At 71.9% G+C, this 23,914-nt stretch carries 23 protein-coding genes; 8 read left to right on the top strand and 15 right to left on the bottom strand.

Annotation, left to right across the window (positions count from 1 at the left end; genetic code table 11):
- Positions 1-59: 59 nt before the first annotated feature.
- The gene (locus AB0B40_RS18190; RefSeq protein WP_345055819.1) at positions 60-752 is read right to left on the bottom strand and encodes a TetR/AcrR family transcriptional regulator; all 693 of its coding nucleotides are present in this window, start codon (positions 750-752) and stop codon (positions 60-62) included.
- A 163-nt stretch (positions 753-915) separates the two neighbouring features.
- On the opposite strand from AB0B40_RS18190, the gene AB0B40_RS18185 reads away from it, so the two are divergent.
- Positions 916-1,371, top strand: coding sequence for a nitroreductase/quinone reductase family protein (locus AB0B40_RS18185; protein WP_345055817.1), 456 nt, complete (start codon positions 916-918; stop codon positions 1,369-1,371).
- On the opposite strand, the gene AB0B40_RS18180 is transcribed toward AB0B40_RS18185, so the two are convergent.
- Positions 1,361-2,602 carry a geranylgeranyl reductase family protein gene (locus AB0B40_RS18180; RefSeq protein WP_345055815.1) on the bottom strand — a complete coding sequence of 414 codons (1,242 nt, stop codon included), beginning with the start codon at positions 2,600-2,602 and terminating at the stop codon, positions 1,361-1,363. The two genes, AB0B40_RS18185 and AB0B40_RS18180, sit on opposite strands and share 11 nt — an antisense overlap.
- Before the next feature lie 131 nt (positions 2,603-2,733).
- Here AB0B40_RS18180 and AB0B40_RS18175 point away from each other — a divergent pair, with 131 nt between their 5' ends.
- Entirely contained in the window at positions 2,734-4,089 is a 1,356-nt protein-coding gene (locus tag AB0B40_RS18175) for a dipeptidase (protein WP_345055813.1), read from the top strand.
- Positions 4,090-4,453: 364 nt separating this feature from the next.
- On the opposite strand, the gene AB0B40_RS18170 is transcribed toward AB0B40_RS18175, so the two are convergent.
- Together AB0B40_RS18170 and AB0B40_RS18165 are read right to left on the bottom strand one after the other, a co-directional pair.
- Complete coding sequence (locus tag AB0B40_RS18170) at positions 4,454-5,497, bottom strand: NUDIX domain-containing protein (protein WP_345055811.1); 1,044 nt, start codon at positions 5,495-5,497, stop codon at positions 4,454-4,456.
- Positions 5,498-5,650: 153 nt separating this feature from the next.
- Positions 5,651-5,842: a hypothetical protein gene (locus AB0B40_RS18165; RefSeq protein WP_345055809.1), complete on the bottom strand. Its 192-nt coding sequence runs from the start codon at positions 5,840-5,842 to the stop codon at positions 5,651-5,653.
- A 372-nt stretch (positions 5,843-6,214) separates the two neighbouring features.
- Between AB0B40_RS18165 and AB0B40_RS18160 the strand changes: the two genes are divergently transcribed.
- On the top strand, positions 6,215-8,254 hold the full coding sequence (locus AB0B40_RS18160; protein WP_362264465.1) for an NPCBM/NEW2 domain-containing protein: 2,040 nt from the start codon (positions 6,215-6,217) through the stop codon (positions 8,252-8,254).
- Positions 8,255-8,257: 3 nt separating this feature from the next.
- On the opposite strand, the gene AB0B40_RS18155 is transcribed toward AB0B40_RS18160, so the two are convergent.
- Positions 8,258-9,211 carry an ROK family protein gene (locus AB0B40_RS18155; protein WP_345055805.1) on the bottom strand — a complete coding sequence of 318 codons (954 nt, stop codon included), beginning with the start codon at positions 9,209-9,211 and terminating at the stop codon, positions 8,258-8,260.
- 207 nt (positions 9,212-9,418) lie between these two features.
- On the opposite strand from AB0B40_RS18155, the gene AB0B40_RS18150 reads away from it, so the two are divergent.
- The gene (locus AB0B40_RS18150; protein ID WP_362264463.1) at positions 9,419-10,468 is read left to right on the top strand and encodes a LacI family DNA-binding transcriptional regulator; all 1,050 of its coding nucleotides are present in this window, start codon (positions 9,419-9,421) and stop codon (positions 10,466-10,468) included.
- Between the two features lie 516 nt (positions 10,469-10,984).
- Here AB0B40_RS18150 and AB0B40_RS18145 read toward each other — a convergent pair.
- Positions 10,985-12,283, bottom strand: a complete 1,299-nt coding sequence (locus AB0B40_RS18145) for an aldolase (protein WP_345055801.1) — start codon at positions 12,281-12,283, stop codon at positions 10,985-10,987.
- 212 nt (positions 12,284-12,495) lie between these two features.
- On the opposite strand from AB0B40_RS18145, the gene AB0B40_RS18140 reads away from it, so the two are divergent.
- Positions 12,496-13,401 carry an endonuclease/exonuclease/phosphatase family protein gene (locus AB0B40_RS18140; protein ID WP_345055799.1) on the top strand — a complete coding sequence of 302 codons (906 nt, stop codon included), beginning with the start codon at positions 12,496-12,498 and terminating at the stop codon, positions 13,399-13,401.
- Between the two features lie 58 nt (positions 13,402-13,459).
- On the opposite strand, the gene AB0B40_RS18135 is transcribed toward AB0B40_RS18140, so the two are convergent.
- The 4 genes from AB0B40_RS18135 to AB0B40_RS18120 all read right to left on the bottom strand — a co-directional run bounded on the left by AB0B40_RS18135 (position 13,460) and on the right by AB0B40_RS18120 (position 16,562).
- A complete protein-coding gene (locus AB0B40_RS18135) occupies positions 13,460-14,422 on the bottom strand; it encodes an electron transfer flavoprotein subunit alpha/FixB family protein (RefSeq protein WP_345055797.1) in 963 nt (320 codons plus the stop codon).
- A gap of 53 nt (positions 14,423-14,475) precedes the next feature.
- Positions 14,476-15,261 carry an electron transfer flavoprotein subunit beta/FixA family protein gene (locus AB0B40_RS18130; RefSeq protein ID WP_345055795.1) on the bottom strand — a complete coding sequence of 262 codons (786 nt, stop codon included), beginning with the start codon at positions 15,259-15,261 and terminating at the stop codon, positions 14,476-14,478.
- A 217-nt stretch (positions 15,262-15,478) separates the two neighbouring features.
- Positions 15,479-15,988: a flavin reductase family protein gene (locus tag AB0B40_RS18125; protein ID WP_345055793.1), complete on the bottom strand. Its 510-nt coding sequence runs from the start codon at positions 15,986-15,988 to the stop codon at positions 15,479-15,481.
- A 187-nt stretch (positions 15,989-16,175) separates the two neighbouring features.
- Positions 16,176-16,562 (bottom strand): thioredoxin family protein, encoded by a 387-nt coding sequence (locus AB0B40_RS18120; RefSeq protein ID WP_362264460.1) that lies wholly within the window; start codon positions 16,560-16,562, stop codon positions 16,176-16,178.
- 285 nt (positions 16,563-16,847) lie between these two features.
- Here AB0B40_RS18120 and AB0B40_RS18115 point away from each other — a divergent pair, with 285 nt between their 5' ends.
- Positions 16,848-17,576, top strand: coding sequence for a lysophospholipid acyltransferase family protein (locus AB0B40_RS18115; protein ID WP_345055789.1), 729 nt, complete (start codon positions 16,848-16,850; stop codon positions 17,574-17,576).
- Between the two features lie 46 nt (positions 17,577-17,622).
- Here AB0B40_RS18115 and AB0B40_RS18110 read toward each other — a convergent pair whose 3' ends face one another.
- From AB0B40_RS18110 to AB0B40_RS18095, 4 genes are all read right to left on the bottom strand, one after another.
- Positions 17,623-18,213, bottom strand: a complete 591-nt coding sequence (locus AB0B40_RS18110; RefSeq protein WP_362264458.1) for a transglutaminase family protein — start codon at positions 18,211-18,213, stop codon at positions 17,623-17,625.
- Between the two features lie 75 nt (positions 18,214-18,288).
- The gene (locus AB0B40_RS18105; protein ID WP_345055785.1) at positions 18,289-19,359 is read right to left on the bottom strand and encodes a low specificity L-threonine aldolase; all 1,071 of its coding nucleotides are present in this window, start codon (positions 19,357-19,359) and stop codon (positions 18,289-18,291) included.
- Complete coding sequence (locus tag AB0B40_RS18100) at positions 19,356-20,114, bottom strand: SDR family oxidoreductase (protein WP_345055783.1); 759 nt, start codon at positions 20,112-20,114, stop codon at positions 19,356-19,358. Before AB0B40_RS18100 ends, AB0B40_RS18105 begins: the two co-directional genes overlap by 4 nt.
- Positions 20,115-20,152: 38 nt before the next feature.
- Complete coding sequence (locus AB0B40_RS18095; protein ID WP_362264457.1) at positions 20,153-21,550, bottom strand: DUF6421 family protein; 1,398 nt, start codon at positions 21,548-21,550, stop codon at positions 20,153-20,155.
- Positions 21,551-21,975: 425 nt separating this feature from the next.
- Here AB0B40_RS18095 and AB0B40_RS18090 point away from each other — a divergent pair, with 425 nt between their 5' ends.
- Positions 21,976-22,659 carry a glycerophosphodiester phosphodiesterase family protein gene (locus AB0B40_RS18090; RefSeq protein ID WP_345055779.1) on the top strand — a complete coding sequence of 228 codons (684 nt, stop codon included), beginning with the start codon at positions 21,976-21,978 and terminating at the stop codon, positions 22,657-22,659.
- A gap of 112 nt (positions 22,660-22,771) precedes the next feature.
- Here AB0B40_RS18090 and AB0B40_RS18085 read toward each other — a convergent pair whose 3' ends face one another.
- Positions 22,772-23,311, bottom strand: a complete 540-nt coding sequence (locus AB0B40_RS18085; protein ID WP_362264456.1) for a GNAT family N-acetyltransferase — start codon at positions 23,309-23,311, stop codon at positions 22,772-22,774.
- Positions 23,312-23,382: 71 nt separating this feature from the next.
- On the opposite strand from AB0B40_RS18085, the gene AB0B40_RS18080 reads away from it, so the two are divergent.
- A complete protein-coding gene (locus AB0B40_RS18080) occupies positions 23,383-23,775 on the top strand; it encodes a VOC family protein (RefSeq protein WP_362264454.1) in 393 nt (130 codons plus the stop codon).
- The last annotated feature ends 139 nt before the right edge of the window (positions 23,776-23,914 follow it).

The following is a 23,914-nucleotide window of genomic DNA, read 5'->3' as shown; positions in this document are numbered from 1 at the left end:
GGGCCGTGGGGCGTCGGCCCGGCGAGGTGATGACACGTACTCCCCGGGGAGTACGCCGCTCAGGACGGGGTCAGACCCACACTCTCGCCGAGCCGTCCGGCCGCGTGCCGGAAGAATCCCTCGCGGTCCTCCACCACCCGGTGGAACTGGCCGAAGACTTCGAACCCGATCAGTCCCATCAGCTGGGCCCAGGCGGCCACCAGCGGCGCCGCGGTCTCGGGCGGCAGGCCGGGGGCGAAGTCGGCGGTCATCCGCTCGGCCTCCGGGCGCAGCTCGGCGGGCAGGGGCAGGCGGGCCAGGCCCGGGCCCAGGTGGGCGTCCCGGACGACGCCGATGAGGACCAGCCCGATCCGGGCCGCGGCCGGGACGGTGGTGTCGGGGGCGGCGTAACCGGGCACGGGCGAGCCGTAGATCAGCGCGAACTCGTGCGGATGGGCGAGCGCCCAGCCGCGCGCCGCCTCGCACACGGTGAGCCAGCGGACCGGTGGCGGGGCCTCGGAGGCGGCGTCCCGGGCCTGCTCCGCCGTCTCGCCGAGGGAGTCGTAGGCGTCGATGATCAGGGCGGTGAGCAGGTCGTCCCGGCTGGGAAAGTAGCGGTACAGGGCCGACGAGGCCATACCCAGCTCGCGGGCGACGGCCCGCAGGGAGAGCTTTGCCGCGCCCTCCTGCGCCAGTTGGCCCCGCGCCGCCTCCTTGATGGCCGCGGTGACTTCCTCCCTGGCCCGTGCGCGGGCGCCCTGTGCGGTGCTCATGCCAGCAGTGTGCCATCCAGGAGAGCGCCGCACACAGAAGAGAGCGGGGAACCGAAAGGAGAGCGGCGAGCAGAAAAGAGAGCACTGCTCTTGCTTCTGAGCGCCTGTCCACCCCACACTGGAGACAAGCGAGAGCACCGCTCTCCCGACCCCGGGGGCCACCATGTCGTCGTCTTCGCCGTACTACCTCAAGGGCAGCCGGCTCAACGTGCGCCTGAACAGCGTGATCGGGTGGCTCGCCCGGCACGGGCTCAGCCTCGCGGGCACCGCCGAGATGTCCGTACCCGGCCGCAAGAGCGGGCGGATGCAGCGCATTCCGGTCAACCCCCACACCTACGACGGCGTGCGATACCTGGTGTCCGCGCGCGGACACTCGCAGTGGGTGCGGAACATGCGCGCCGCCGGCGGCGGCGAACTGCGGGTCGGGCGCACGGTGCGCACCTTCACCGCGGTGGAGCTTCCCGACGCCGAGAAGCTCCCCGTCCTGCGGACCTATCTGGAGAAGTGGGGCTGGGAGGTCAACCAGTACTTCGACGGAGTGACCGCCAGGTCCTCCGACGCGGAGGTCATCGCCTGCGCCGGGGACCACCCCGTCTTCCGGATCACCGTCACGAACTGACGGGCTCCTCCGCCGCCGCGGCCGGCCCGCGGTCCAGCGCGCCCAGCGCTCGCTGGGCGAGCGGGTGGGAGCGGACCAGCTCGCCCAGCGTGGTGGAGCCCTGGGTGATGTCCCTGAACGCCCGCCACGCCGGCCGGAAGCCGGTGAGTGCCGCGTGGAAGAGGCCGGGACGCTTCTCGAACATGGCCAGCAGGCGCTTGCCGACGCTCATCTCCACGCCCAGCCCCGCCTTGACCGCGAACGCGTAGTTCAGCGCCTGGCGCCGGGCGTCCACGGCGTCGTGCGCCTCGGCGATCCGGACCGCCCACTCCCCCGCCAGCCGGCCCGAACGCAGCGCGAAGGAGATGCCCTCGCGCGTCCACGGCTCCAGCAGTCCGGCCGCGTCCCCGCAGACCAGCACCCGGCCACGGGACAGCGGCGAGTCGTCCGCGCGGCAGCGGGTCAGATGCCCGGAGGAGACCGACGGCTCGAAGCCGGCGAGTCCCAGCCGGGCGATGAAGTCCTCCAGGTAACGCTTGGTGGCGGCGCCTTCACCGCGCGCGGAGATCACGCCCACCGTCAGCGTGTCCCCCTTCGGGAACACCCAGCCGTAGCTGCCCGGAATCGGTCCCCAGTCGATGAGGACCCGCCCCTTCCAGTCCTCGGCGACCGTCTCCGGCACCGGGATCTCCGCCTCCAGGCCGAGATCGACCTGGTCGAGCTTCACGCCGACGTGGGCGCCTATCCGGCTGGCGCTGCCGTCGGCGCCGACCACCGCGCGGGCCAGCACGGTCTCCCCGCCCTGCAGGACGACGGCGACCGTCCGCCGGTCGGGCACCGACGAGCCGTGCTGCTCGACGCGCTGCACCGTGACGCCCGTACGCAGCTCGGCGCCCGCCTTCTGGGCGTGTTCGACCAGCTGCTGGTCGAACTCGGGCCGGTTGATCAGCCCGAACAGCGTCTGCTTGGACCGGCGGGTGCGGGTGAACCGTCCGTTGCTGGAGAAGGTGACCGCGTGCACCCGGTCCCGCAGGGGCAGCTCGAAACCGGGCGGCAGCGCGTCGCGCGAGGGGCCGATGATGCCGCCGCCGCATGTCTTGTAGCGGGGCAACTCGGCTTTCTCCAGCAACAGCACGCGCCGTCCCGCGACCGCTGCCGCGTAGGCGGCCGAGGCGCCCGCGGGGCCCGCGCCCACCACGACGACGTCCCACACCCGCTGCACGTCGTCCGCCGAAGAGTTCTCGCCGCTCACGATGGTCTACCGCTCCGATCAAGCCGCTGCCAAGTGTCCTGTCGCATCCTACGGCGGCCGTCCGCGCAGGCCACTGTGGGAGGATCCCTGTACTCACCCCGTACAACGTCGCACCTACGAGGAGCGTGCCCATGTCGTCGAATCCGGTCGCCGAGACCGTCGCCTCGCTGCTGCCCCGCGCCCAGGCGGAACTGGCGGAACTGGTCGCCTTCAAGTCGGTGGCGGACTTCACGCAGTTCCCGAGGAGCGAGAGCGAGGCCGCCGCGAACTGGATCGCCGACGCGCTGCGTGCCGAGGGATTCACGGACGTGTCCCTGCTCGACACCCCGGACGGCACGCAGTCGGTGTACGGCTACCTGCCGGGCCCGGAGGGTGCAAAAACGGTTCTTCTCTATGCGCACTACGACGTGCAGCCCCCGCTCGACGAGGCCGGCTGGACCACTCCGCCGTTCGAGCTGACCGAGCGCGACGGCCGCTGGTACGGCCGCGGGGCCGCCGACTGCAAGGGCGGCGTCATCATGCACCTGCTCGCGCTGCGCGCCCTCAAGGCGAACGGCGGCGTCCCCGTGAACGTCAAGGTGATCGTCGAGGGCTCGGAGGAGCAGGGCACGGGCGGCCTGGAGCGGTACGCCGAGCAGCACCCGGAGCTGCTGGAGGCGGACACCATCGTGATCGGCGACGCGGGCAACTTCCGCGTGGGCCTGCCGACGGTCACCACCACGCTGCGCGGCATGACCCTGGTCCGGGTACGGATCGACACGCTCGGCGGCAACCTGCACTCGGGCCAGTTCGGCGGTGCCGCCCCGGACGCGCTCGCCGCGCTGATCCGCGTCATGGACTCGCTGCGCGCCGAGGACGGTTCGACCACGGTCGACGGGCTGGACGCCACGGGAGCGTGGGAGGGACTGGAGTACACCGAGGAGCAGTTCCGCGCGGACGCCAAGGTGCTGGACGGGGTCGGGCTGATCGGCGGCGGCTCGGTCGCCGACCGCCTCTGGGCCCGCCCGGCCGTCACCGTCCTCGGCATCGACTGCCCGCCGGTCGTCGGCGCCACCCCGTCCGTGCACGCGAACGCCCGCGCGCTGATCAGCCTGCGGGTGCCGCCGGGCGTGGACGCGGCGGAGGCGACCAAGCTGCTCCAGGCGCACCTGGAGGCGCACACCCCGTGGGGCGCCCGGGTCACCACCGAGCAGATCGGGCAGGGCCAGGCCTTCCGCGCCGACGCCTCCAGCCCCGCCTATCAGGCAATGGCCGACGCGATGGCGGTCGCCTACCCGGGCGAGACGATGCAGTACGCCGGTGAGGGCGGCTCCATCCCGCTGTGCAACACCCTGGCCGGCCTCTACCCGCGGGCGGAGATCCTGCTCATCGGCCTGAGCGAGCCGGAAGCCCGGATCCACGCCGTCAACGAGAGCGTGGCCCCCGAGGAGCTGGAGCGGCTCTCGGTCGCCGAGGCGCTGTTCCTGCGCAACTACGCGGCGGGCTGACCTCTCCTGCCGACAGCGGAGGGCCCTCGCCCCCGGGCGCGGGCCCTCCGCTGTCGGCGCATGGACGTCACCGAGTCGCCGCCTGCTGAACGCCCCTCGCCTCCGTACGAGGTGAACGGCATGGCTCGCCACCGCGGTCCTAGGAGCGGGAGCGACCGCTGCACGCGGAGGCCGTCCGGCACGCGCCCCAGGGGCCGATGCCGGCGCACCATCTGCACGTCAGCCCACTGGCACACCCCGCCCCCCGGTTCAGCGCAGCGCCCCGCCCGCGCCCCAGGCCGGTGACGCAGCCGCCCGGTCCCGGCACGCAGCCAGAAGGCGGCCCCATCCCGGCGCGCATCCCAAAGACGGCCCCGGACGCCGGTCAGCCCACCGGTACGCCCGCCTCCAGGTACAGCGCCCTGCCCCGCTCGCGCGCTCGCAGCGCCCAGCGCAGCCGCTCGTAGCGGACCGGGGGCAGCATCGCGGCGGCTTCCTGCTCCGTGGCGAACCGCCAGGCGCGCAGCTCCGGGCCGGGCAGCAGCACCCGGGACGCCTCGCCGGACTCCAGCCGGCCGCCGTCGAACAGCAGCCGCAGCCCGCCGAAGCCGGGCGGGACGGGCCGTTCCCAGTCCACGACGAGCAGCCGGGGCACCTCCCGCAGCCGTATCCCGGTCTCCTCGGCGACCTCGCGCATCCCGGCGCGGGCCGGTGCCTCGCCTCGCTCCACCACGCCACCGGGGAACTCCCAGCCCGGTTTGTAGGTGGGGTCGACGAGCAGCACCCGGTCGTGCTCGTCGAAGAGCAGCACCCCGGCGGCGAGCGTCTCGGCGGTCGGCTCGGGGGTCTGCACGATGTCGCAGGCGGGTACGGCACCGCTGCCGACGGCTTCGGCGATGCGGACGGCGGTCTCGTACGGGGTGAGGGTGCTGGTGTCGAGCGGGTGGGCGTCGGCGGTGAGCCAGGCGGCGAGGGCGCAGCGGTAGGGCTCGATGTGGTCGTAGGCCCACTGCCGCGTCCGTATCTCGCCGTCGGGGACCTCGGGCGGGACCTCCCGCCCGGCTATCCGCTCGCGCAGGATCGTTTCAGCCGGGGCGAGGAGCAGATGGTGCACGGGAATCCGGCGGGCTGCGAGGCCGCCGAAGATCTCGTCGCGGTACTCCTGGCGGAGCAGGGTCATGGGCACCACCAGGGTGCCGCCCAGCTCGGCGAGCATCGCGGCGGCGGTGTCGACCACCAGCCGCCGCCAGATCGGCAGGTCCTGGAAGTCGCCGGTCTCGGCGAGACGCTTGGGCGGCAGCAGGTGCGTGAGCGCCCCGCCGATGACCTCGGGGTCGAAGAGCGCGCTGTTCGGGATCAGTTCGATCAGTTCGCGTGCGGTGGTGGTCTTCCCCGCACCGAACGCGCCGTTGATCCAGACGACGGTCACGGACTCCCCCTCTTCTGTTGGCCCCCTGAGGCTTGCCCGCTCCACCCTGCCACGGAAACCCCGTCCCGTTGAGGGCGCCTGTCCACGCACACAGGCGCGCCGGCGCCCCCTGCGACGGGGACACCGGCCGCGACACGCCGTACGACGAGGGGCCTACTCCTGGCCGAGGGGGTTCTGGTCGACGGACAGGCTTCCGTCGGTGACGAGTTGGCCGACGGTGTCGAGGGCGGTCGAGACGTTGGGGTCGTCGAGGGGTGCGTCGTCCGCGGCGTGGGAGGGGGTGACGGCGGCCACGACGAATCCGGCGGCGAGGGTGGCGATGGCGAGCATGCTGCGCTTCTTCATGTGCTGATCAACTGCCCGGGCGCCCCCGAGTCACGCGGATCACCGCGGTTTTGTTCCCGTCCGGCGACGGGGCGCCGGACGGCCGCGGCTGCTCGAACCGCGACGATAATCCCGTGACTCCGATGACCAACGGGTCGGTACGGTCCTGGCGGGTGTCGTCGGACTCATCGGGGTGGTGCACGAGTTCCGACCGGCCCAGGACCGCCCCTCCTGAACCGAACACATCCGAACGGCGATCCACGGCGCCCGGGCGCCTCTTTCCCACCCTGCCGTCCCTCTTCCAACAGACTCCGACAGGTTCTACCGTAAACGCGCACTGATGACGCGTACATGCCGTCATCCCGTCGTTCGCGAGTCGGAGGAACGTCGACGATGCGTCAGCCTCACAGCCGCACAACCCGCAAGAGAGTCGCCGGAGCGCTCACCGCAGGACTGCTGGGCGCGGCGGGCCTCGCCACACCGGCCCTGGCGGCGCCGCCCGCCGCGGTCCCCGCGTCCGCACCCGCCCTGGCACCCGCCCTGGCCGACGGCCTCGCCCTCACCCCGCCGATGGGCTTCAACAACTGGAACTCCACGCACTGCCGGGCCGAGTTCGACGAGGACATGGTCAAGGGCATCGCGGACCTCTTCGTGGCGAAGGGTCTGAAGGACGCGGGCTACCAGTACGTCAACCTGGACGACTGCTGGGCCCTGCCGGAGCGCGACGCGAACGGCAAACTGGTGCCCGACCCCGCGCGCTTCCCCGGCGGGATCAAGGCGGTCGCCGACTACGTGCACTCCAAGGGGCTCAAACTCGGCATCTACACCAGCGCCGGCACCAAGACCTGCAACAGCGCGGGCTTCCCGGGCGCACTCGGCCACGAGTACAGCGACGCGCGGCAGTTCGCCGACTGGGGCGTCGACTACCTCAAGTACGACAACTGCAACAACCAGGGCGTGGACGCCGGGCAGCGCTACCGGACCATGCGGGACGCCCTGAAGGCGACCGGACGGCCCATCGTGTACAGCATCTGCGAATGGGGCGAGAACAAGCCCTGGGAATGGGCCTCCGGCGTCGGCCACCTGTGGCGGACCACCGGTGACATCAGCGACAGCTGGAGTTCGATGCTGTCGATCCTCAAGCAGAACCTCCCGCTCGCGCCGTACGCCGGCCCCGGCCACTGGAACGACCCCGACATGCTGGAGGTCGGCAACGGGGGCATGACGGACACCGAGTACCGCACGCACTTCTCGCTCTGGTCGGTCATGGCCGCGCCGCTGCTCATCGGCACCGACCTGCGCAAGGCGTCCCAGGCGACCTTCGACATCCTGGACGACAAGGAGGTCATCGCCGTCGACCAGGACCCCCTCGGCAAGCAGGGTGTGGTCGTCTCCTCCGCCGGCGGGCGCTGGGTCGTGGCCAAGGAGATGAAGGACGGCAGCCGCGCGGTGGCTCTCTTCAACGAATCCGGCACCGCCCAGCGGATCGCCACCAGCGCGAGCGCCGTCGGCCTGCCCGACGCCGACGCCTACACCCTGCGCGACCTGTGGCAGCACCGCGGCTACAACACCGCCGGCACCATCGCGGCCACCGTCCCGGCCCACGGCACGGTCCTGCTGCGCGTCGCGGCCGACCCGCACTGGGCCGACAACCCGCCCGCCGTCGAACTCGGCCTGGACGGCAGCCCCTTGCTGGAGGCGGCCACTCCGGCCACGCTCACCAGCACCGTCACCGACCTCGGGCGCACCCCCGCCCGCCAGGTGTCCGTCACACTGACCGGCCCCGCCGACTGGACCGTACGGGCCACCTCGGCGACCTCGGCCGCCACCCTTCCCACCGGCCGGACCCTGCGTACCGGCTGGCGGGTGACCGCGCCCGCCGGCACTCCCCCCGGTTCCTACGGCCTGACGCTGCGGACGACCTACCGCTCGGCGTCGGGGACGCCGGTCACCACCTCGCTCCCGCTGACCGCGTCGGTCGTGGTGCCGCCGCCGTCCGGGTCGTCGTACCTCGGCGACCTGCCGTGGCTGTCCGCCACCAGCGGCTGGGGGCCGGTGGAGCGGAACACCAGCAACGGCGAGAGCGACGCCGGCGACGGCCGTCCGCTCACCATCGGCGGGACGGTGTACGCCAAGGGGCTCGGCGTGCACGCGCTCAGTGACGTCTCCTTCTACACGGGCAGGTCCTGCGAGAAGGTCACCGCGTCCGTCGGCGTGGACGACGAGAAGGGCACGAAGGGCACCGTCGCCTTCGAGATCTGGGCGGACGGCACGAAGGCCGCCGCCACCGGCGTCCTCGGCAACGCGATGCCCGCCCAGCCGGTCACGGCCGACATCACCGGCGCCCAGGTGGTCCGGCTCGTCGTCACCGACGGCGGGGACGGCGTCGACTCGGACCACGCCGACTGGGCGGACGCGCGACTGAGCTGCTGACGCCTACACGCTCGCCGCGGTGGCGTCCGGCCTGCGGGTCAGCGCTGCCGCGGCGGCGCCGACCAGGCCCGCGTCGGTGCCCATCTGCGCCGGTACGACGGTCAGGCGCTGCACGAAGGACAGGGTCGCGTAGTCGGTGAGGGCCTTGCGCAGGGGCGTGAACAGGACCTGGCCCGCCTTGCCGACGCCCCCGCCGATCACCGCGATGTCGATCTCGACCAGGGTCGCGGTGGCCGCGATACCCGCGGCCAGCGCCTGTCCCGCCCGCTCGAAGGAGGCCACGGCGACCGGGTCGCCGGCCCTGGCGGCGGCTGCCACCGCGGCGGCCGAGGTGTCGCCGTCGGGGCCGGGGCGCCAGCCCCGCTCCAGCGCCCGGCGGGCGATGTTGGGGCCGCTGGCGATGCGCTCCACGCAACCGCGCGAGCCGCACGGGCAGGGATCGCCGTCGAGATCGACACTGATGTGGCCGATGTGCCCCGCGTTGCCGGTCGGGCCGGGGTGCAGCAGCCCGCCGAGCACCAGGCCGCCGCCGACGCCCGTCGAGACCACCATGCACAGCGCGTTGTCGTGGCCGCGGGCGGCGCCCTGCCAGTGTTCGGCGGCGGTGATCGCGACACCGTCGCCGATCAGCTCCACCGGCAGGCCACCGGTGGCCCTGCGCACCCGGTCGACCAGCGGGAAGTCACGCCAGCCCGGCACGTTCACCGGGCTCACGGTGCCCGCCGAGGCGTCCACCGGGCCGGCGCTGCCGATGCCGATCGAGCCGGCGCGTCCCCACAATGGCGACCCGGCGAGGTCGCCGAGTACCTCGGTCACGGCCCGCATGACCGTTTCGCCGTCCTGCTGGGCGGGCGTGGCGCGCTGGGCCCGGGCCAGGATCCGTCCGTCGTCGTCCACCAGCGCGCCGGCGATCTTGGTGCCGCCGATGTCCAGGGCCGCCACGAGGTCGGTGTGCATCAGAGTCAGATCTCCCCGTTGAAGCGTGAGAAAAAGAGGCAGGCCGGTCAAGCGGTGGGGGCGCGGGCCGACAGACAGCGCTGGACAGTCTCTCTCGCATCTGACAACGTTGTCCAGGCTCTATGCTCGACGCCACATCCTCATACAAGCCCACGGATCGCGCACTACCCAGGTGTGAGAGACGGACGAGAGACAGGACAGCGCATCGTGCCCGAGACCACCCGCCGCGCAGACCGCCTTGCCGGGACCCGGTACGGCAACCGCCCGACGATGAAGGACGTGGCGGCGCGGGCCGGGGTCGGGCTGAAGACGGTCTCCCGGGTGGTCAACGGCGAACCGGGGGTCACCCCGGACACCGAGCGCCGGGTGCAGGAGGCGATCGACGCCCTCGGTTTCCGCCGCAACGACAGCGCCCGGGTGCTGCGCAAGGGCCGTACGGCGAGCATCGGTCTGGTCCTGGAGGACCTCGCGGACCCGTTCTACGGACCGCTCAGCCGAGCCGTCGAGGAGGTGGCCCGGGCCCATGGCGCCCTGCTGATCAACGGCTCCAGCGCCGAGGACCCCGAGCGCGAGCAGGAGCTGGCGCTGGCCCTGTGCGCGCGCCGGGTGGACGGCCTGGTGGTGATCCCGGCGGGGGACGACCACCGTTATCTGGAGCCGGAGATCAGGGCGGGTGTGGCCACCGTGTTCGTGGACCGCCCGGCCGGGCGGATCGACGCCGACGTGGTCCTGTCCGACAACTACGGCGGTGCCCGCGGCGGCGTCGCCCACCTCATCGCGCACGGGCACCGCCGGATCGGGTTCATCGGCGACATGCCCCGCATCCACACCGCGGCCGAGCGGCTGCGCGGCTACCGGGCGGCCATGGAGGACGCCGGCATAACCGTCGAGGAGCGGTGGATGTCCCTCGGGGCGACGAACCCGGAGCGGGTGCGCCGGGCGGCCGAGGAGATGCTGTCCGGCCCCGACGCGGTCACCGCGATCTTCACCGGGAACAACCGGGTGACGGTCACCGTCGTCCGGGTCCTCGCCGAGCTGTCCCGCCCGGTCGCGCTCGTCGGCTTCGACGACATCGAGCTGGCCGATCTGCTCCAGCCGGGCGTCACGGTGGTCGCCCAGGATGCGGCCACCCTGGGCCGCACCGCGGCCGAGCGCCTCTTCCGCCGGCTGGACGGCACGTTCCTCGCACCGGAACGGATCGAGCTGCCCACCCGGCTGATCACCCGCGGCTCGGGCGAGCTGCGGCCGACGGACTGACGACGGCCCACCGCCCCGGCCGGCCGAGGAGGCCGAGGAGACACTTAGGGGGCCGGGCCCCACTCCCGAGTGGCGACACGAGCCTGGGACGACCCCCGTCCAGGCGCATCCCCACCCCCCGCCGGTGCGAGCCCACGACAACCGCGTCGCGGGGCACGCCCGGCGGAGACCAGCCACGCGCCCGTGACCGCACTGTCTCGAAGCCCCCCGCGGCGCGGCGGCGCGAGCCCGAGACGACCCGCGTCCCGAGGGCGCGTCCGGCCAGCTCAGCCGCACGCCGGCGGCCACGTCTCCCCGAGGACACCGCTCTCCCCGCCGGTCAGAGCCCGAGACGACCCGCGTCCGAGGGCGCATCCTGGCGCAGACCAGCCATCGCACGCGGCCACGTCTCCCCGAAAGCACCCCACCCCCGCCCGTGCAAGCCCGTAGCGACCCGCGATGCGGCACGCCAGGCCGCAACCGGCCAGGTGAGCGCTACCGCGCCTTCCCGAAGCCGCCGCCCCGACGACGGCTTCGCTACTGCGCGGATGCCGTCAGGTCGCCGCGGCGGGGTGTCGCGAAGCCCTCCAGGTCGGCGCGGGTCAGGCCGCTGAGGCGGGCGACCTCGGCGATGTCCAGGGCGCCGCAGTCCAGGCCGCGCAGCAGGTAGCCGCTGAGGGCCTTGGCGGTGGCGGGCTCGTCCATGACGTCGCCGCCGGTCCGGTTGGCGTACAGGGCGAGGCGGCCCGCGGCCTGTTCGAAGCCCTCGCGGTAGAAGGCGAAGACGGCCGCGTAGCGGGTGGGGATGTGGCCGGGGTGCATGTCCCAGCCCTGGTAGTAGGCACGGCCCAGGGCGCGGCGGGTGAGGCCGTAGTGGAGCCGCCAGGCGTCGTGGACCTTGGCGGTGGGGCCGACGGGCAGGACGTTGGTGGAGCCGTCGGAGACGCGGACGCCGGTGCCGGCCGCCGCGACCTGCATGACCGCCTTGGCGTGGTCGGCGGCGGGGTGGTCGCTGGCCTGGTGGGCGGCGGAGACGCCGAGGCAGGCGCTGTAGTCGAAGGTGCCGTAGTGCAGTCCGGTGGCGCGTCCCTCGGCGGCCTGGATCATGCGGGCGACCGCGGCGGTGCCGTCGGTGGCGAGGATGGACTGGCTGGTCTCGATCTGGATCTCGAAGCTCAGCCGGCCCGCGTCCAGGCCGTGTACCTTCTCGAAGGCCTCGAGGAGCCGGACGAAGGCGCTGACCTGTGCCGGGTAGGTCACCTTCGGCAGCGTGAGGACGAGACCGTCGGGCAGGCCGCCGGCCTCCATCAGGCCGGTGAGGAAGACGTCGAGGGTGCGGATGCCCCGGTCGCGTACCGCGGCCTCCATGCACTTCATGCGGATGCCCATGTACGGCGCCGCCGTGCCCTGCCGGTACGCCTCGGCGATCAGGCGGGCGGCCCGGGCGGCCGTCGCGTCCTCCTCGGCGTCGGGGCGGGGGCCGTAGCCGTCCTCGAAGTCGACCCGCAGGTCCTCGATGGGCTCGCGCTCCAGCTTGGCGCGGACGCGGGAGTACACCGGCTCGGCGAGGTCGTCGGCGAGGCCGAGGACGGCCGCGAAGGAGGCGGCGTCGGGGGCGTGTTCGTCGAGGAGCGCGAGGGCCTGGTCGCCCCAGGTGCGCAGGGTGTCGGCGGCGAAGGCGTCACCGGGGACGTAGACGGTGTGGACCGGCTGCCGGGTACCGGGATCCCCCGGGTAGCGGCGCTCCAGCTCCGCGTCGACCGGTGCGAGGGAGGCGCTGATCTCCTCGCTGACGGCGCCCGCGAGGCTCGTCGCCACCTTCTCCTGCTGACCCATCCCACACCCTCCAAGCTTTCCACTTTACGGAATCAACAATCCGTATGGTGAAGTTATCCGCCAACCTTCCAGCTGGTCAACACCGCATGGCGCGCGCTCCACACCGTGCTGTCGGCATGTTCATATCCGCCTGGCAGCCTGGCGGCAGCACACTCCCACCGCACAGCGCGTCCGCGACGCATCACCCGGAAGCCGCCGCAGAAGGAGCACCCGTGCCGAGCCACAGCCGAGTCACGCGCGACAGGGGCCTGAGGACCGCGTCGGCGGCCACGACCGCCGTACCCCTGTCCAGTACAGCACTGTCCGTCGGCCCGGCCGCCGCGCGCGGGCCGCGCGGCGGCCCCTTGCGCGTCATGTCGTTCAACCTCCGCCACGCCGGCACCGCCGTGCGCCACAGCTGGGTCACCCGCAGACCCGTGACGCGCGCCCTGCTGCGCCGCGAGCGGCTCCATGTCATCGGCACGCAGGAGGGCCTCTACCGGCAGCTGCGCGACATCGAGGCCGGCCTCGGGGCTCCCTACGACTGGATCGGCACCGGACGCGCGGGCGGCAGGCGCGGCGAGTTCACGGCCGTCTTCTACGACACCCGCCGGCTCGCCCCGCGGGAGTACGACCACTTCTGGCTGTCCGACACACCGGACGTGGTCGGGTCGAACACCTGGGGCGGCGGCTCCGTCCGCATGGTGACCTGGGTCCGCTTCCGGGACCTGCTCGACGGCGACCGGGAGTTCTACGTCCTGAACACCCACCTCGACAACCACAGCCAGAACGCCCGCGCGCGTGCCGCCGCCCTGATCGCCCAGCGCATCGCCGGTCTCGACCGCTCGCTGCCGCTCGTCGTCACCGGCGACTTCAACGTGGCCGCCCACAAGAACCCGGTCTACGACACGATGCTGGGCGCCGGCCTGGCCGACACCTGGGACACCGCGGCGGAGCGCGGCACGCTGTACGGCACCTTCCACGGCTACGAGCCGCTCACGCCGGACGGTGACCGCATCGACTGGATCCTCGCCACCCCCGGCGTCACGGTCCACCGGGCCTCGGTCAACACCTTCTCGCTGCACGGCCGGTTCCCCAGCGACCACCTGCCGGTGCAGGCTTCCCTGACGCTGGGATGAGGCGAGGCCCCCGTGACCGTCCTGCCGGTCACGGGGGCCTCGTGCAACTGGGGGGAGCTCAGCCCTTGCGGGTCTTGATCTCGTCGGTCAGCTGCGGGACGACGTCGAAGAGGTCGCCGACCACACCGAAGTCGACCAGCTCGAAGATCGGGGCCTCGGCGTCCTTGTTGACGGCCACGATCGTCTTCGAGGTCTGCATGCCGGCCCGGTGCTGGATGGCACCGGAGATGCCGTTGGCGATGTACAGCTGCGGCGAGACGGACTTACCGGTCTGGCCGACCTGGTTGGTGTGCGGGTACCAGCCGGCGTCGACGGCCGCACGCGAGGCACCGACGGCCGCGCCGAGCTGGTCCGCGAGCGCCTCGATGATCGAGAAGTTCTCCGCGCCGTTCACACCGCGGCCACCGGAGACCACGATCGCGGCCTCGGTCAGCTCCGGGCGGCCCGTCGACTCGCGCGGCGTACGGCCGGTGACCTTCGTGCCGGTGGCCTGGTCGGAGAAGGACACCGAAAGGGCCTCGACCGCGCCGGCGGCCGGGGCCGCCTCGACGGCCGCGCTGTTCGGCTTGACCGTGATGACCGGGGTGCCCTTGATGACGCGGGACTTGGTGGTGAAGGACGCGGCGAACACCGACTGGGTGGCCACCGGGCCCTCCTCGCCGGCCTCGATGTCGACGGCGTCGGTGATGATGCCGGAGCCGATGCGCAGCGCCAGACGCGCGGCGATCTCCTTGCCCTCGGCGGAGGACGGGACCAGCACGGCGGCCGGGGAGACGGCCTCGTGGGCGGCCTGCAGGGCGTCCACCTTGGGCACGACCAGGTACTCGGCGTACTCGGACGCGTCGTGGGTGAGGACCTTCACCGCGCCGTGCTCGGCGAGCGTGGCGGCGGTGTCGGCGGCGCCGTTGCCGAGCGCGACGGCGACCGGCTCGCCGATGCGGCGGGCCAGGGTCAGCAGCTCCAGCGTGGGCTTGCGGACGGCGCCGTCCACGTGGTCGACGTAGACGAGGACTTCAGCCATGGGATTGCTCTCCTGCGTAACGAAGTTGAGGGGCGGTCAGCGGGGGCGGGCCCTTAGATGAACTTCTGGCCCGCGAGGAACTCAGCGAGCTGCTTGCCGCCCTCGCCCTCGTCCTTGACGATGGTGCCGGCCGTACGGGCCGGACGCTCGGTCGCGGTCTCGACCTTGGTGAACGCGCCGTCCAGGCCGACTTCCTCGGCCTCGATGTCCAGGTCGGACAGGTCCCAGGACTCCACCGGCTTCTTCTTGGCCGCCATGATGCCCTTGAAGGACGGGTAACGGGCCTCGCCGGACTGGTCGGTCACGGAGACGATCGCCGGGAGCCGGGCCTCGAGCTGCTCGGAGGCGGCGTCGCCGTCGCGGCGGCCCTTGACCGTGCCGTCCTCGACGGAGACCTCGGACAGCAGGGTGACCTGCGGGACGCCCAGCCGCTCGGCGACCAGTGCGGGGACGACGCCCATGGTGCCGTCGGTGGAGGCCATGCCGGAGATGACCAGGTCGTAACCGGCCTTCTCGATGGCCTTGGCCAGCACCAGGGAGGTGCCGATGGCATCGGTGCCGTGCAGGTCGTCGTCCTCGACGTGGATGGCCTTGTCGGCACCCATCGAGAGGGCCTTGCGCAGCGCGTCCTTGGCGTCCTCGGGGCCGACCGTCAGAACGGTGACCTCGGCGTCGTCCGCGTCCTCGGCGATCTGCAGCGCCTGCTCGACCGCGTACTCGTCCAGCTCGGAGAGCAGACCGTCCACGTCATCGCGGTCGACGGTCAGGTCATCGGCGAAGTGCCGGTCGCCAGTGGCGTCGGGCACGTACTTCACAGTGACAACGATCCTCAAGCTCACGCCGGCTCTCCTACTGCATCGTCATTTCCGGGCTGCCTCTTGAAGGCAGCATAGGCGCCTCAAGCGGCCGATCCCGGTCGGGGCGTCGGCGCGCTCCGACCGAAACGTTACTCGCCAGTACACCCAGTTCCTGCCCGCTAAGCAAGCGCTTTGAACTGTGACCTTCGCAACGCAGCGTAACCGGAACTCGACGGGCGCGCCCGGGCCGGGGACGTGATCAGTCACGCAGGCCGTTGAAGCGGCCCTGGTGGTACAGGAGCGGACGGCCGGCGCCCGAGGGGTCGCCGACGACCGCCTCGGCGAGCACGATCCGGTGATCACCGGCGGGGACCCGCCCCACGACCCGGCAGACCAGCCACGCGAGCACGTCGTCCAGCACCGGTACGCCCTCGGGACCCTCCCGCCAGGCCGTGGGCGCGCCGAAGCGGTCGGCACCGCTGCGCGCGAAGGTGGCGGCCAGGTCGCCCTGGTGCTCACCGAGCACGTGGACGCCGACGTGGTCCGCCTCGGCTATCGCGGGCCAGCTGGAGGCGCCCGTGCCGATGCCGAACGAGACCATCGGGGGCTCCGCGGAGACGGAGGTCAGGGAGGTGGCGGTGAAGCCGACCGGGCCGGAGGCGCCGCGCGCCGTGATCACCGCGACACCGGCGGCGTGCCGGCGGAAGGTGGAGCGCAGCAGGTCGGGGGAGGCGAGCTGGGGGGTGCCGAGGCTGGGCGTTGCCGTCATGGAGTTGTCCTTCTGCGAGGGAAGACGAGCGGGTCCGTGGCTGCTCAACAGCCGGGACAACGCGCGCTCGCGGTGCGGGCCAGGTCTATGTGGGCCCGCCCGTAGAGAAGGAGTTCGATCGGCACACGGTCAGGTTGACGACAGGTGTGGCGCGCAGTCAAGGAGGTCCCCCGATCTGGAAGATGGCTCACTGTTCCCCGGAGCCCGTCCGGACGGCGTCCCCGAGGGCCGCGATGACGTCCGCCTTGCGGGGCTGTCCGACGGCGCGCCGCACCACCCGTCCCCCGGCGTCCAGGACGAGGACGGTGGGCGTCCTGAGGATCCGCAGCTCGCGTACGAGGTCCAGATGGGCCTCGGCGTCGATCTCGACGTGGGTGACGCCCGGGACCATTCCGGCGACCTCGCCGAGGACGCGCCGGGTGGCCCGGCAGGGCGCGCAGAAGGCGCTGGAGAACTGCAGGAGTGTGGCGCGCTCCCCCAGTTCGCCGCCGAGTCCGGCCACTGCGAGCCGCCTGCCGTCGTCACGCCCGCGCACCCGCGCCCTCCCTTCCGCCGCATCGAAACGGCTCGTCACGGCGGGCGTCCGTGGAGGCGCGCCACCGGTCCGTCATTCTCAGCACAAGCGTGCCCGGGGCCGCAAAGATTCCCGGGTCCTGCCGCGCAGCCGTAAAGGGAGATTAAAGATCCAAGGTGGGATGTAGGCCGACGTGACGAGGATCTCTCCGCCGCGGGGCACCAGGGCTGGCTACCCGTCCGTTCTTCGGGCACGATCTGCGAGACGCCGTAAAACCTACGGCTGCGTAACTTTTCCGCCGGGATCCCCCTTTCCCGAGCAGAGCAGAAAGGGTCCACCCCGCCCATGCCAGAGCTGGTCTACCGTCCCGTCATCGGTTTCGCCAGGACGCTGTTCAAGGTCTGGGACCTGAAGATCGACTGCCAGGGGTCGGAGAACATCCCGCGCACGGGCGGCGCCGTGCTGGTGAGCAACCACATCAGCTACCTGGACTTCGTCTTCAACGGCCTGGCCGCGCTGCCGCAGAAGCGCCTGGTGCGCTTCATGGCGAAGGAGTCCGTCTTCCGCCACCGGATCTCCGGGCCGCTGATGCGCGGGATGAAGCACATTCCGGTGGACCGCAACCAGGGCGAGGCGGCGTACGCCCACGCGCTGGACTCGCTGCGCTCCGGCGAGATCATCGGGGTCTTCCCGGAGGCGACGATCTCCCAGTCGTTCACGCTGAAGAGCTTCAAGTCGGGCGCGGCCCGCCTGGCCCAGGAGGCGGGGGTGCCGCTGATCCCCATGGCGGTGTGGGGCACGCAGCGGCTGTGGACGAAGGGGCAGCCGCGCAACTTCAAGCGCGACCACCTGCCCGTCACCATCCGTGTCGGCGAGGCGCTGGAGGCACCCCGCGAGCAGTACGCCGGCGCCATCACGCGCCGGCTGCGCGAACGCGTCCAGGAGCTGCTGGAGGCCGCCCAGCGGGCCTATCCGGGCCGCCCCAGGGACGCGGAGGACCCCTGGTGGCTCCCGGCGCACCTGGGCGGAACGGCACCGACGGTCGAGCAGCTGCGCGCGGCCGAGGCGCACTGAGGACCGCGGCGCGACGCCGGGGAACGACACCCGTGCGCCTGTCGGCTCAGAGGGCGGCGGGCAGCGTCCTGCCCAGGTACGGCCGGTCGGGGGCGGCCCGCAGGGCGGCGAGGACGGCCGGGTGCGGTTCGGCGTACAGCACCGGATAGTCCGTCTCGCCGGACGCGGGATCCGGGACCCAGGCCAGCCGTTCACCGTCCAGGGAGAACCGGGCGTCGACGCCCGGCCTGTTGCCACGGGCGTCCTGCCGGTGCCAGGCACCGTTGAAGCGGACGGCGACCAGGCCGTGGACCGCGTGGCCGCCTTTCTCGTCGGTCAGGCGCTGGTAGCACAGGGCGGTCGGGATGTCCTCGGCGCGGAGCAGGGCGGCCAGGGCATGGGACTTGGCGTGGCAGATGCCGGTGCCCAGAGCCAGCACGTCGGAGGCGCGCCAGGTGACCCGGAGGTCTCCCGAGTCCGCGGAGTGCGGGATGGCGTCCCGGACGAATTCATAGGCGGCCCGCGCATACTCATACGGATCAGTGGCTTCCGCGACCAGGCGGGCCGCGGTCGCCCGGACCACCGGGTGATGATGGTCGATGACCTCGTCGGCCGCCAAATACGCGGACAGGTCGGCGGTGTTCTGGATCGGCTCCATGCCCGAAGAGCATAGGAAAGCGATCACTCGACAGTCAATGACTTTTCGAGTGACCGCATACCTATGCATACGTCGTCAGCGAGCCATCTCCTCCTTGAGAGCCGCCACGAACGTGTCGACGTCGTCCTCCGTGGTGTCGAAGGAGCACATCCAGCGCACCACCCCGGCGGCCTCGTCCCAGAAGTAGAAGCGGAACCGCTTCTGCAGCCGCTCGCTCACGTCGTTCGGGAGCTTGGCGAAGACACCGTTGGCCTGCACCGGGTAAAGGAGCTCCACGCCGTGCACCGCGCGGACGCCCTCGGCGAGCCGCTGCGCCATCTCGTTGGCGTGGCGGGCGTTGCGCAGCCACAGGTCCTTGGCGAGCAGGGCCTCCAGCTGCACGGAGACGAAACGCATCTTGGAGGCCAGCTGCATCGACATCTTCCGCAGGTGCTTCATCTGCCGCACGGCGTCCTGGTTGATGACGACGACCGCCTCGCCGAACACGGCACCGTTCTTCGTCCCGCCCAGCGAGAGGATGTCGACGCCGACCGCGTTGGTGAACGTCCGCATGGGCACGTTCAGCGAGGCGGCGGCGTTGGCTATCCGGGAGCCGTCCAGGTGCACCCTCATGCCGTGCGCGTGGGCGTGCTCGCAGATCGCGCGGATCTCCTCCGGCGTGTAGAGGGTGCCCAGCTCGGTGCTCTGGGTGATCGACACGACCTGCGGCATCGCCCGGTGCTCGTCCTCCCACCCCCAGGCCTGGCGATCGATCAGCTCGGGCGTGAGCTTGCCGTCGGGCGTGGGCACGGTGAGCAGCTTCAGCCCGCCCATCCGCTCGGGCGCACCGCCCTCGTCCACGTTGATGTGCGCGCTCTCGGCGCAGATCACCGCACCCCAGCGGTCGGTGACCGCCTGGAGCGCGACCACGTTCGCGCCGGTGCCGTTGAAGACCGGGAAGGCCTCCGCGGTGGCCCCGAAGTGGCCCCGGATGATCCGCTGGAGGTTCTCGGTGTAGTCGTCCTCGCCGTACGCCACCTGGTGGCCGCCGTTGGCCAGGGCCAGGGCGGCCAGCACCTCGGGGTGGGCTCCGGCGTAGTTGTCACTGGCGAAACCGCGGACCTGCGGGTCGTGATGGCGACGCGCGTCGGTCTTGGGAGGGTTCACGGCTTCTCGGTCAGCCACAGACGGTTTCCGTTCACTTCGGCGGCGGACCTGCTCCAGACGCCCTCGATGGCCTCGGCCAGGTCCTTGACGTCCGTGAAGCCCGCGAACTTCGCGTTGGGGCGTTCGGCGCGCATCGCGTCGTGCACCAGCGCCTTCACCACCAGGATGACAGCCGCGGAGTTCGGGCCCTCGGCCCCCTCGGCCACCCCCGCCTTGCGGAAGCCGTCGGCCATCGCGAGCGTCCAGGCCTCGGCGGCGGCCTTGGCCGCGGCGTACGCAGCGTTCCCCGCCGTCGGCTTCGCGGTGCCGGCGGCGCTGGTGAGGACGTACCGGCCGCGCTCGCTGCGCTGCAGGGCGTCGAAGAAGGCGAGGGAGGTGTGCTGGACGGTGCGGACGAGCAGCTTCTCCAGCAGGTCCCAGTCGGCCAGGTCGGTCTCGGCGAAGTTCGCGCTGCCGCGCCAGCCGCCGACGAGGTGGACCAGACCGTCGACGCGGCCGTGGTCCTTCTCGATGCGCGCGGCCCAGTCGCGGGTGGACTGCAGGTCGAGCAGGTCGACGATCTCACCGGTGACCGTGGCGCCGCCGCGGGCGTACCGGGCCGCGTCGACGGACTCCGCCAGCCGCTCCGGACTGTTGTCGGCGCCGACGACGACCGCACCCGCCTCGGCGAGCCGGACCAGCGTCGCGTGCCCGGCGGGTCCGCCCGCGCCGGCCACCGCGATCACCGCACCACTGAGAGACCCGTTCCCCACCATGTTCTTCCCCTCTTGAGCAGTGTTTCCGAGGCGGTCGCTCACGCGGCGACCCGCTCGGCGCCGTCCGCCGTGATGCCCTTGGTGGAGGCGATCACATTCTTCAGCTTCTTGGACAGCGCCTCATAGAACATGCTCAGCGGAAACTCGTCCGGAAGCACGTCGTCCACGAGTTTGCGCGGCGGCAGGGTCAGGTCCAGGGCGTCGGGGCCCTTCGCCCACTTCGAGCCGGGGTGCGGGGGGAGGTAGGTGGAGACCAGCTCGTAGCCGGCGAACCAGTGCACCAGCTTCGGGCGGTCGATGCCGTCCCGGTAGAGCTTCTCGATGTCGGCGCACAGCTGGTTGGTGACCTGCGGGGCGCGCTCCCAGTCGATGGAGAGCTTGTTGTCGGTCCAGCGGACGACATCGTGCTTGTGCAGGTAGGCGAAGAGCAGCTGGCCGCCGAGGCCGTCGTAGTTGCGGTTGCGGTCACCGGTGACCGGGAAGCGGAACATACGGTCGAAGAGCACCGCGTACTGCACGTCACGGGCCTGCGGGACGCCGTCCGCCTGGAGCTTCACGGCCTCCTTGAAGGCGGTGAGGTCACAGCGCAGCTCCTCCAGGCCGTACATCCAGAACGGCTGGCGCTGCTTGATCATGAACGGATCGAACGGCAGGTCGCCGTGGCTGTGGGTGCGGTCGTGGACCATGTCCCAGAGCACGAACGCCTCTTCGCAGCGCTTCTGGTCGTGGACCATCGCGGCGATGTCCTCGGGCAGCTCCAGGCCGAGGAGGCCGACGGCGGCGTCGGTGACGCGGCGGAAGCGGGCGGCCTCGCGGTCGCAGAAGATGCCACCCCAGGAGAAACGTTCCGGCGCCTCGCGGACGGCGATCGTCTCCGGGAAGAGCACGGCGGAGTTGGTGTCGTAGCCCGAGGTGAAGTCCTCGAAGGTGATGCCGCAGAACAGCGGGTTGTCGTAGCGGGTGCGCTCCAGCTCGGCCAGCCAGTCCGGCCAGACCATCCGCAGCACGACCGCCTCCAGGTTGCGGTCCGGGTTGCCGTTCTGCGTGTACATCGGGAAGACGACCAGGTGCTGCAGGCCGTCCGCGCGGTCCGCGGCGGGCTGGAAGGCCAGCAGGGAGTCCAGGAAGTCCGGGACCTCGAAGCCGCCCTCTGCCCAGCGGCGCAGGTCCCGCACCAGGGCCTGGTGGTAGGCGGCATCGTGCGGGAGCAGCGGGGCGAGCTGCTCGACGGCACCGGCGACACGCTCGACGGCGGCCACGGCGTCGGGCCGCCGCGGGGCGCCCTCCGCCTCGAAGTCGATCGATCCGTCCTGCGACTGCCATGGCCGGATCTGCTCCACGGCATTCTTGAGCACGGGCCAAGCCGGGTGCTCAACCACCCTGGTCAGCGAAGGAACCTGTTCCTCCGTACCCGACTGCACAAGAATTTCCGTCATGTCCCATCCTCCACGGGAGAACCTCGCGTCTGCACACCGTATGCATACCCCGTTTCAGTCAGCAAGACCTTGAGCGGGAAATTATTCTGCGCACCCCCTTGGTCGCCGATGTTTTTCCTGTCGTATACCGTGACGACGCTCACTTCCGCTGTAGCGGGCGAGAGGTGCCTCCACGGTGCGCGAGTGGGCCTCCACGGTCGCCGAGCCGGTCAAGGACACGGAGGACGCGCCCACCAGCGGGTGACCACCGGGGCGCATACCGGCCAACGGGCGCCTGCACCGGGGCCCGAATGCCGCGCGCAGCTGCGGGTTCAACGTCAGTCCCGGCCACTAGGCTGCGACCTTGCCGCGTGGACGACGACGTCCGGGACGCCTCCGTCGGTCCGCGCGTCGCCGAGCCGCCGTCGACGGAAGCGAGTTGAACCTTGAACTTCCTTACCATCGGTCACCGCGGGGTCATGGGCGTCGAGCCCGAGAACACCCTCCGTTCCTTCGCCGCCGCGCAGCGGGCCGGCCTCGACCTGATCGAACTCGATCTGCACCTGAGCAAGGACGGCGCCCTGGTCGTCATGCATGACGCGGAGGTGGACCGTACGACCGACGGGTCCGGACCGATCGCGGAGAAGACCCTCGCGGAGCTGCGCGCCCTGGACGCGGGCCGCGGCGAGCGGGTGCCGGTGTTCGAGGAGGTTCTGGAGGCGGTGCGCACGCCGCTGCAGGCCGAGATCAAGGATGTGGCGGCGGCGCGGGCGCTGGCCGAGGTGATGCGCGCGCGGGACCTGACCACGCGGGTGGAGGTCTCCTCGTTCCACGACGAGGCGGTCGCCGAGATCGCGCGCCTGGTGCCGGGTGTGCGCACCGCGCTCATCGCCGGGCGCTACGGCACCGAGGTGGTGGACCGCGCCGTCGCCGTGGGCGCCGCGACCGTGTGCCTCGACATCCGCCGGCTGACCCTGGAGGTCGTCGAGCACGCGCGCGCGTCGGGACTGCGGGTCATCGGCTGGGTGGTCAACACGCAGGACCATCTGCGACTCGTGCGCGCTCTGGGGCTGGACGGGGCGACGACCGACTACCCGGAGATCAAGCGCACGGGGCGCTTCACCGCGTGACGGGGCGCCGCACGGCGTGACGCCCCGCGGCAGGGGCGGGGGTCACGGGCGGGCATCCCCTCATGGACGTCACGGCGCGGACGTTCACGGTGAGGCGGTCAGGGTGAAGGGGTCACGCGAGCTTCTTCACCAGCAGCTCGAACTGGAGGTCGTCGCGCTGCGGGATGCCGAAGCGCTCGTCGCCGTACGGGAACGGGGACATCTTTCCCGTACGGCGGTAGCCGCGGCGCTCGTACCAGGCGATCAGGTCCTCGCGCACGGAGATCACCGTCATGTGCATCTCCGTGACGCCCCAGGTCTCGCGGGACTGCCGTTCCGCCTCCGCCATGACGACCTTGCCGAGGCCCGCCCCCTGCAGGGTGGGGCTCACCGCGAACATGCCGAAGTAGACGTGGTCACCGCGGTGTTCCAGCTGGCAGCAGGCGACGAGCCGGCCGTCCTGCTCGACGGTGAGCAGCCGGCTGTCCGGCGACTTGATCACTGCGAGCACCCCGTCGGGGTCGGTCCGCTGCCCGTCCAGGATGTCCGCCTCGGTGGTCCACCCGGCGCGGCTGCTGTCCCCCCGGTACGCCGACTCGATCAGCGCGACGAGGGCGTCGACGTCGGTGTCGGTCGCGTCGCGGAAGGTGAGTCCGGCGGCGGCGTGGTCCATGACAGTGGTCTCCGATCTCCGGCGTGGCTGCGGCACCGACGAGGGTAACGCTGCCACTAGGCTCCGCCCGCATGGTGCATGTACTCAGCAGCCGGACCCTGCTCCGGCCCACCGACCCCGAGCGCTCCCGCGCGTTCTACGGCGAACAGCTCGGCCTGTCGGTCTACCGCGAGTTCGGTACCGGCCCCGAGCGCGGCACGGTCTACTTCCTCGGCGGCGGTTTCCTGGAGCTCTCCGGCCGGTCCGACGGCTCGCCCCCGCCGGGGGTGCGGCTGTGGTTGCAGGTCGAGGACGTGACGGCCGCCGGCGAGGAGTTGCGGGCCCGGGGCGTCGAGATCGTACGGCCTGCGGTGCGCGAGCCGTGGGGCCTGGTCGAGATGTGGATCGCCGACCCCGACGGCACCCCGATCGTCCTGGTGGAGATCCCGCCGGACCATCCGCTGCGCTACCGGCCCGGCGTCTAGGCGCACCGTCGCCGCCGCTCAGCGCCGTGCCATGGCCGCGAGCCCGGCATGACCGAGTACCCCTAGGGGCCTGTCTGACAATTGCCGTCGTCGCCCGGAGGGCGGCCTCGCGGCGTCAGGTGCGTGCTCTCGGCGCGCC

The organism is Streptomyces sp. NPDC042638 (genome assembly GCF_040647235.1).
Classification (GTDB): Bacteria; Actinomycetota; Actinomycetes; order Streptomycetales; family Streptomycetaceae; genus Streptomyces; species Streptomyces rameus.
Note: the sequence above shows the minus strand (reverse complement) of the source record. Positions and strands in the feature narration are given on the sequence as shown.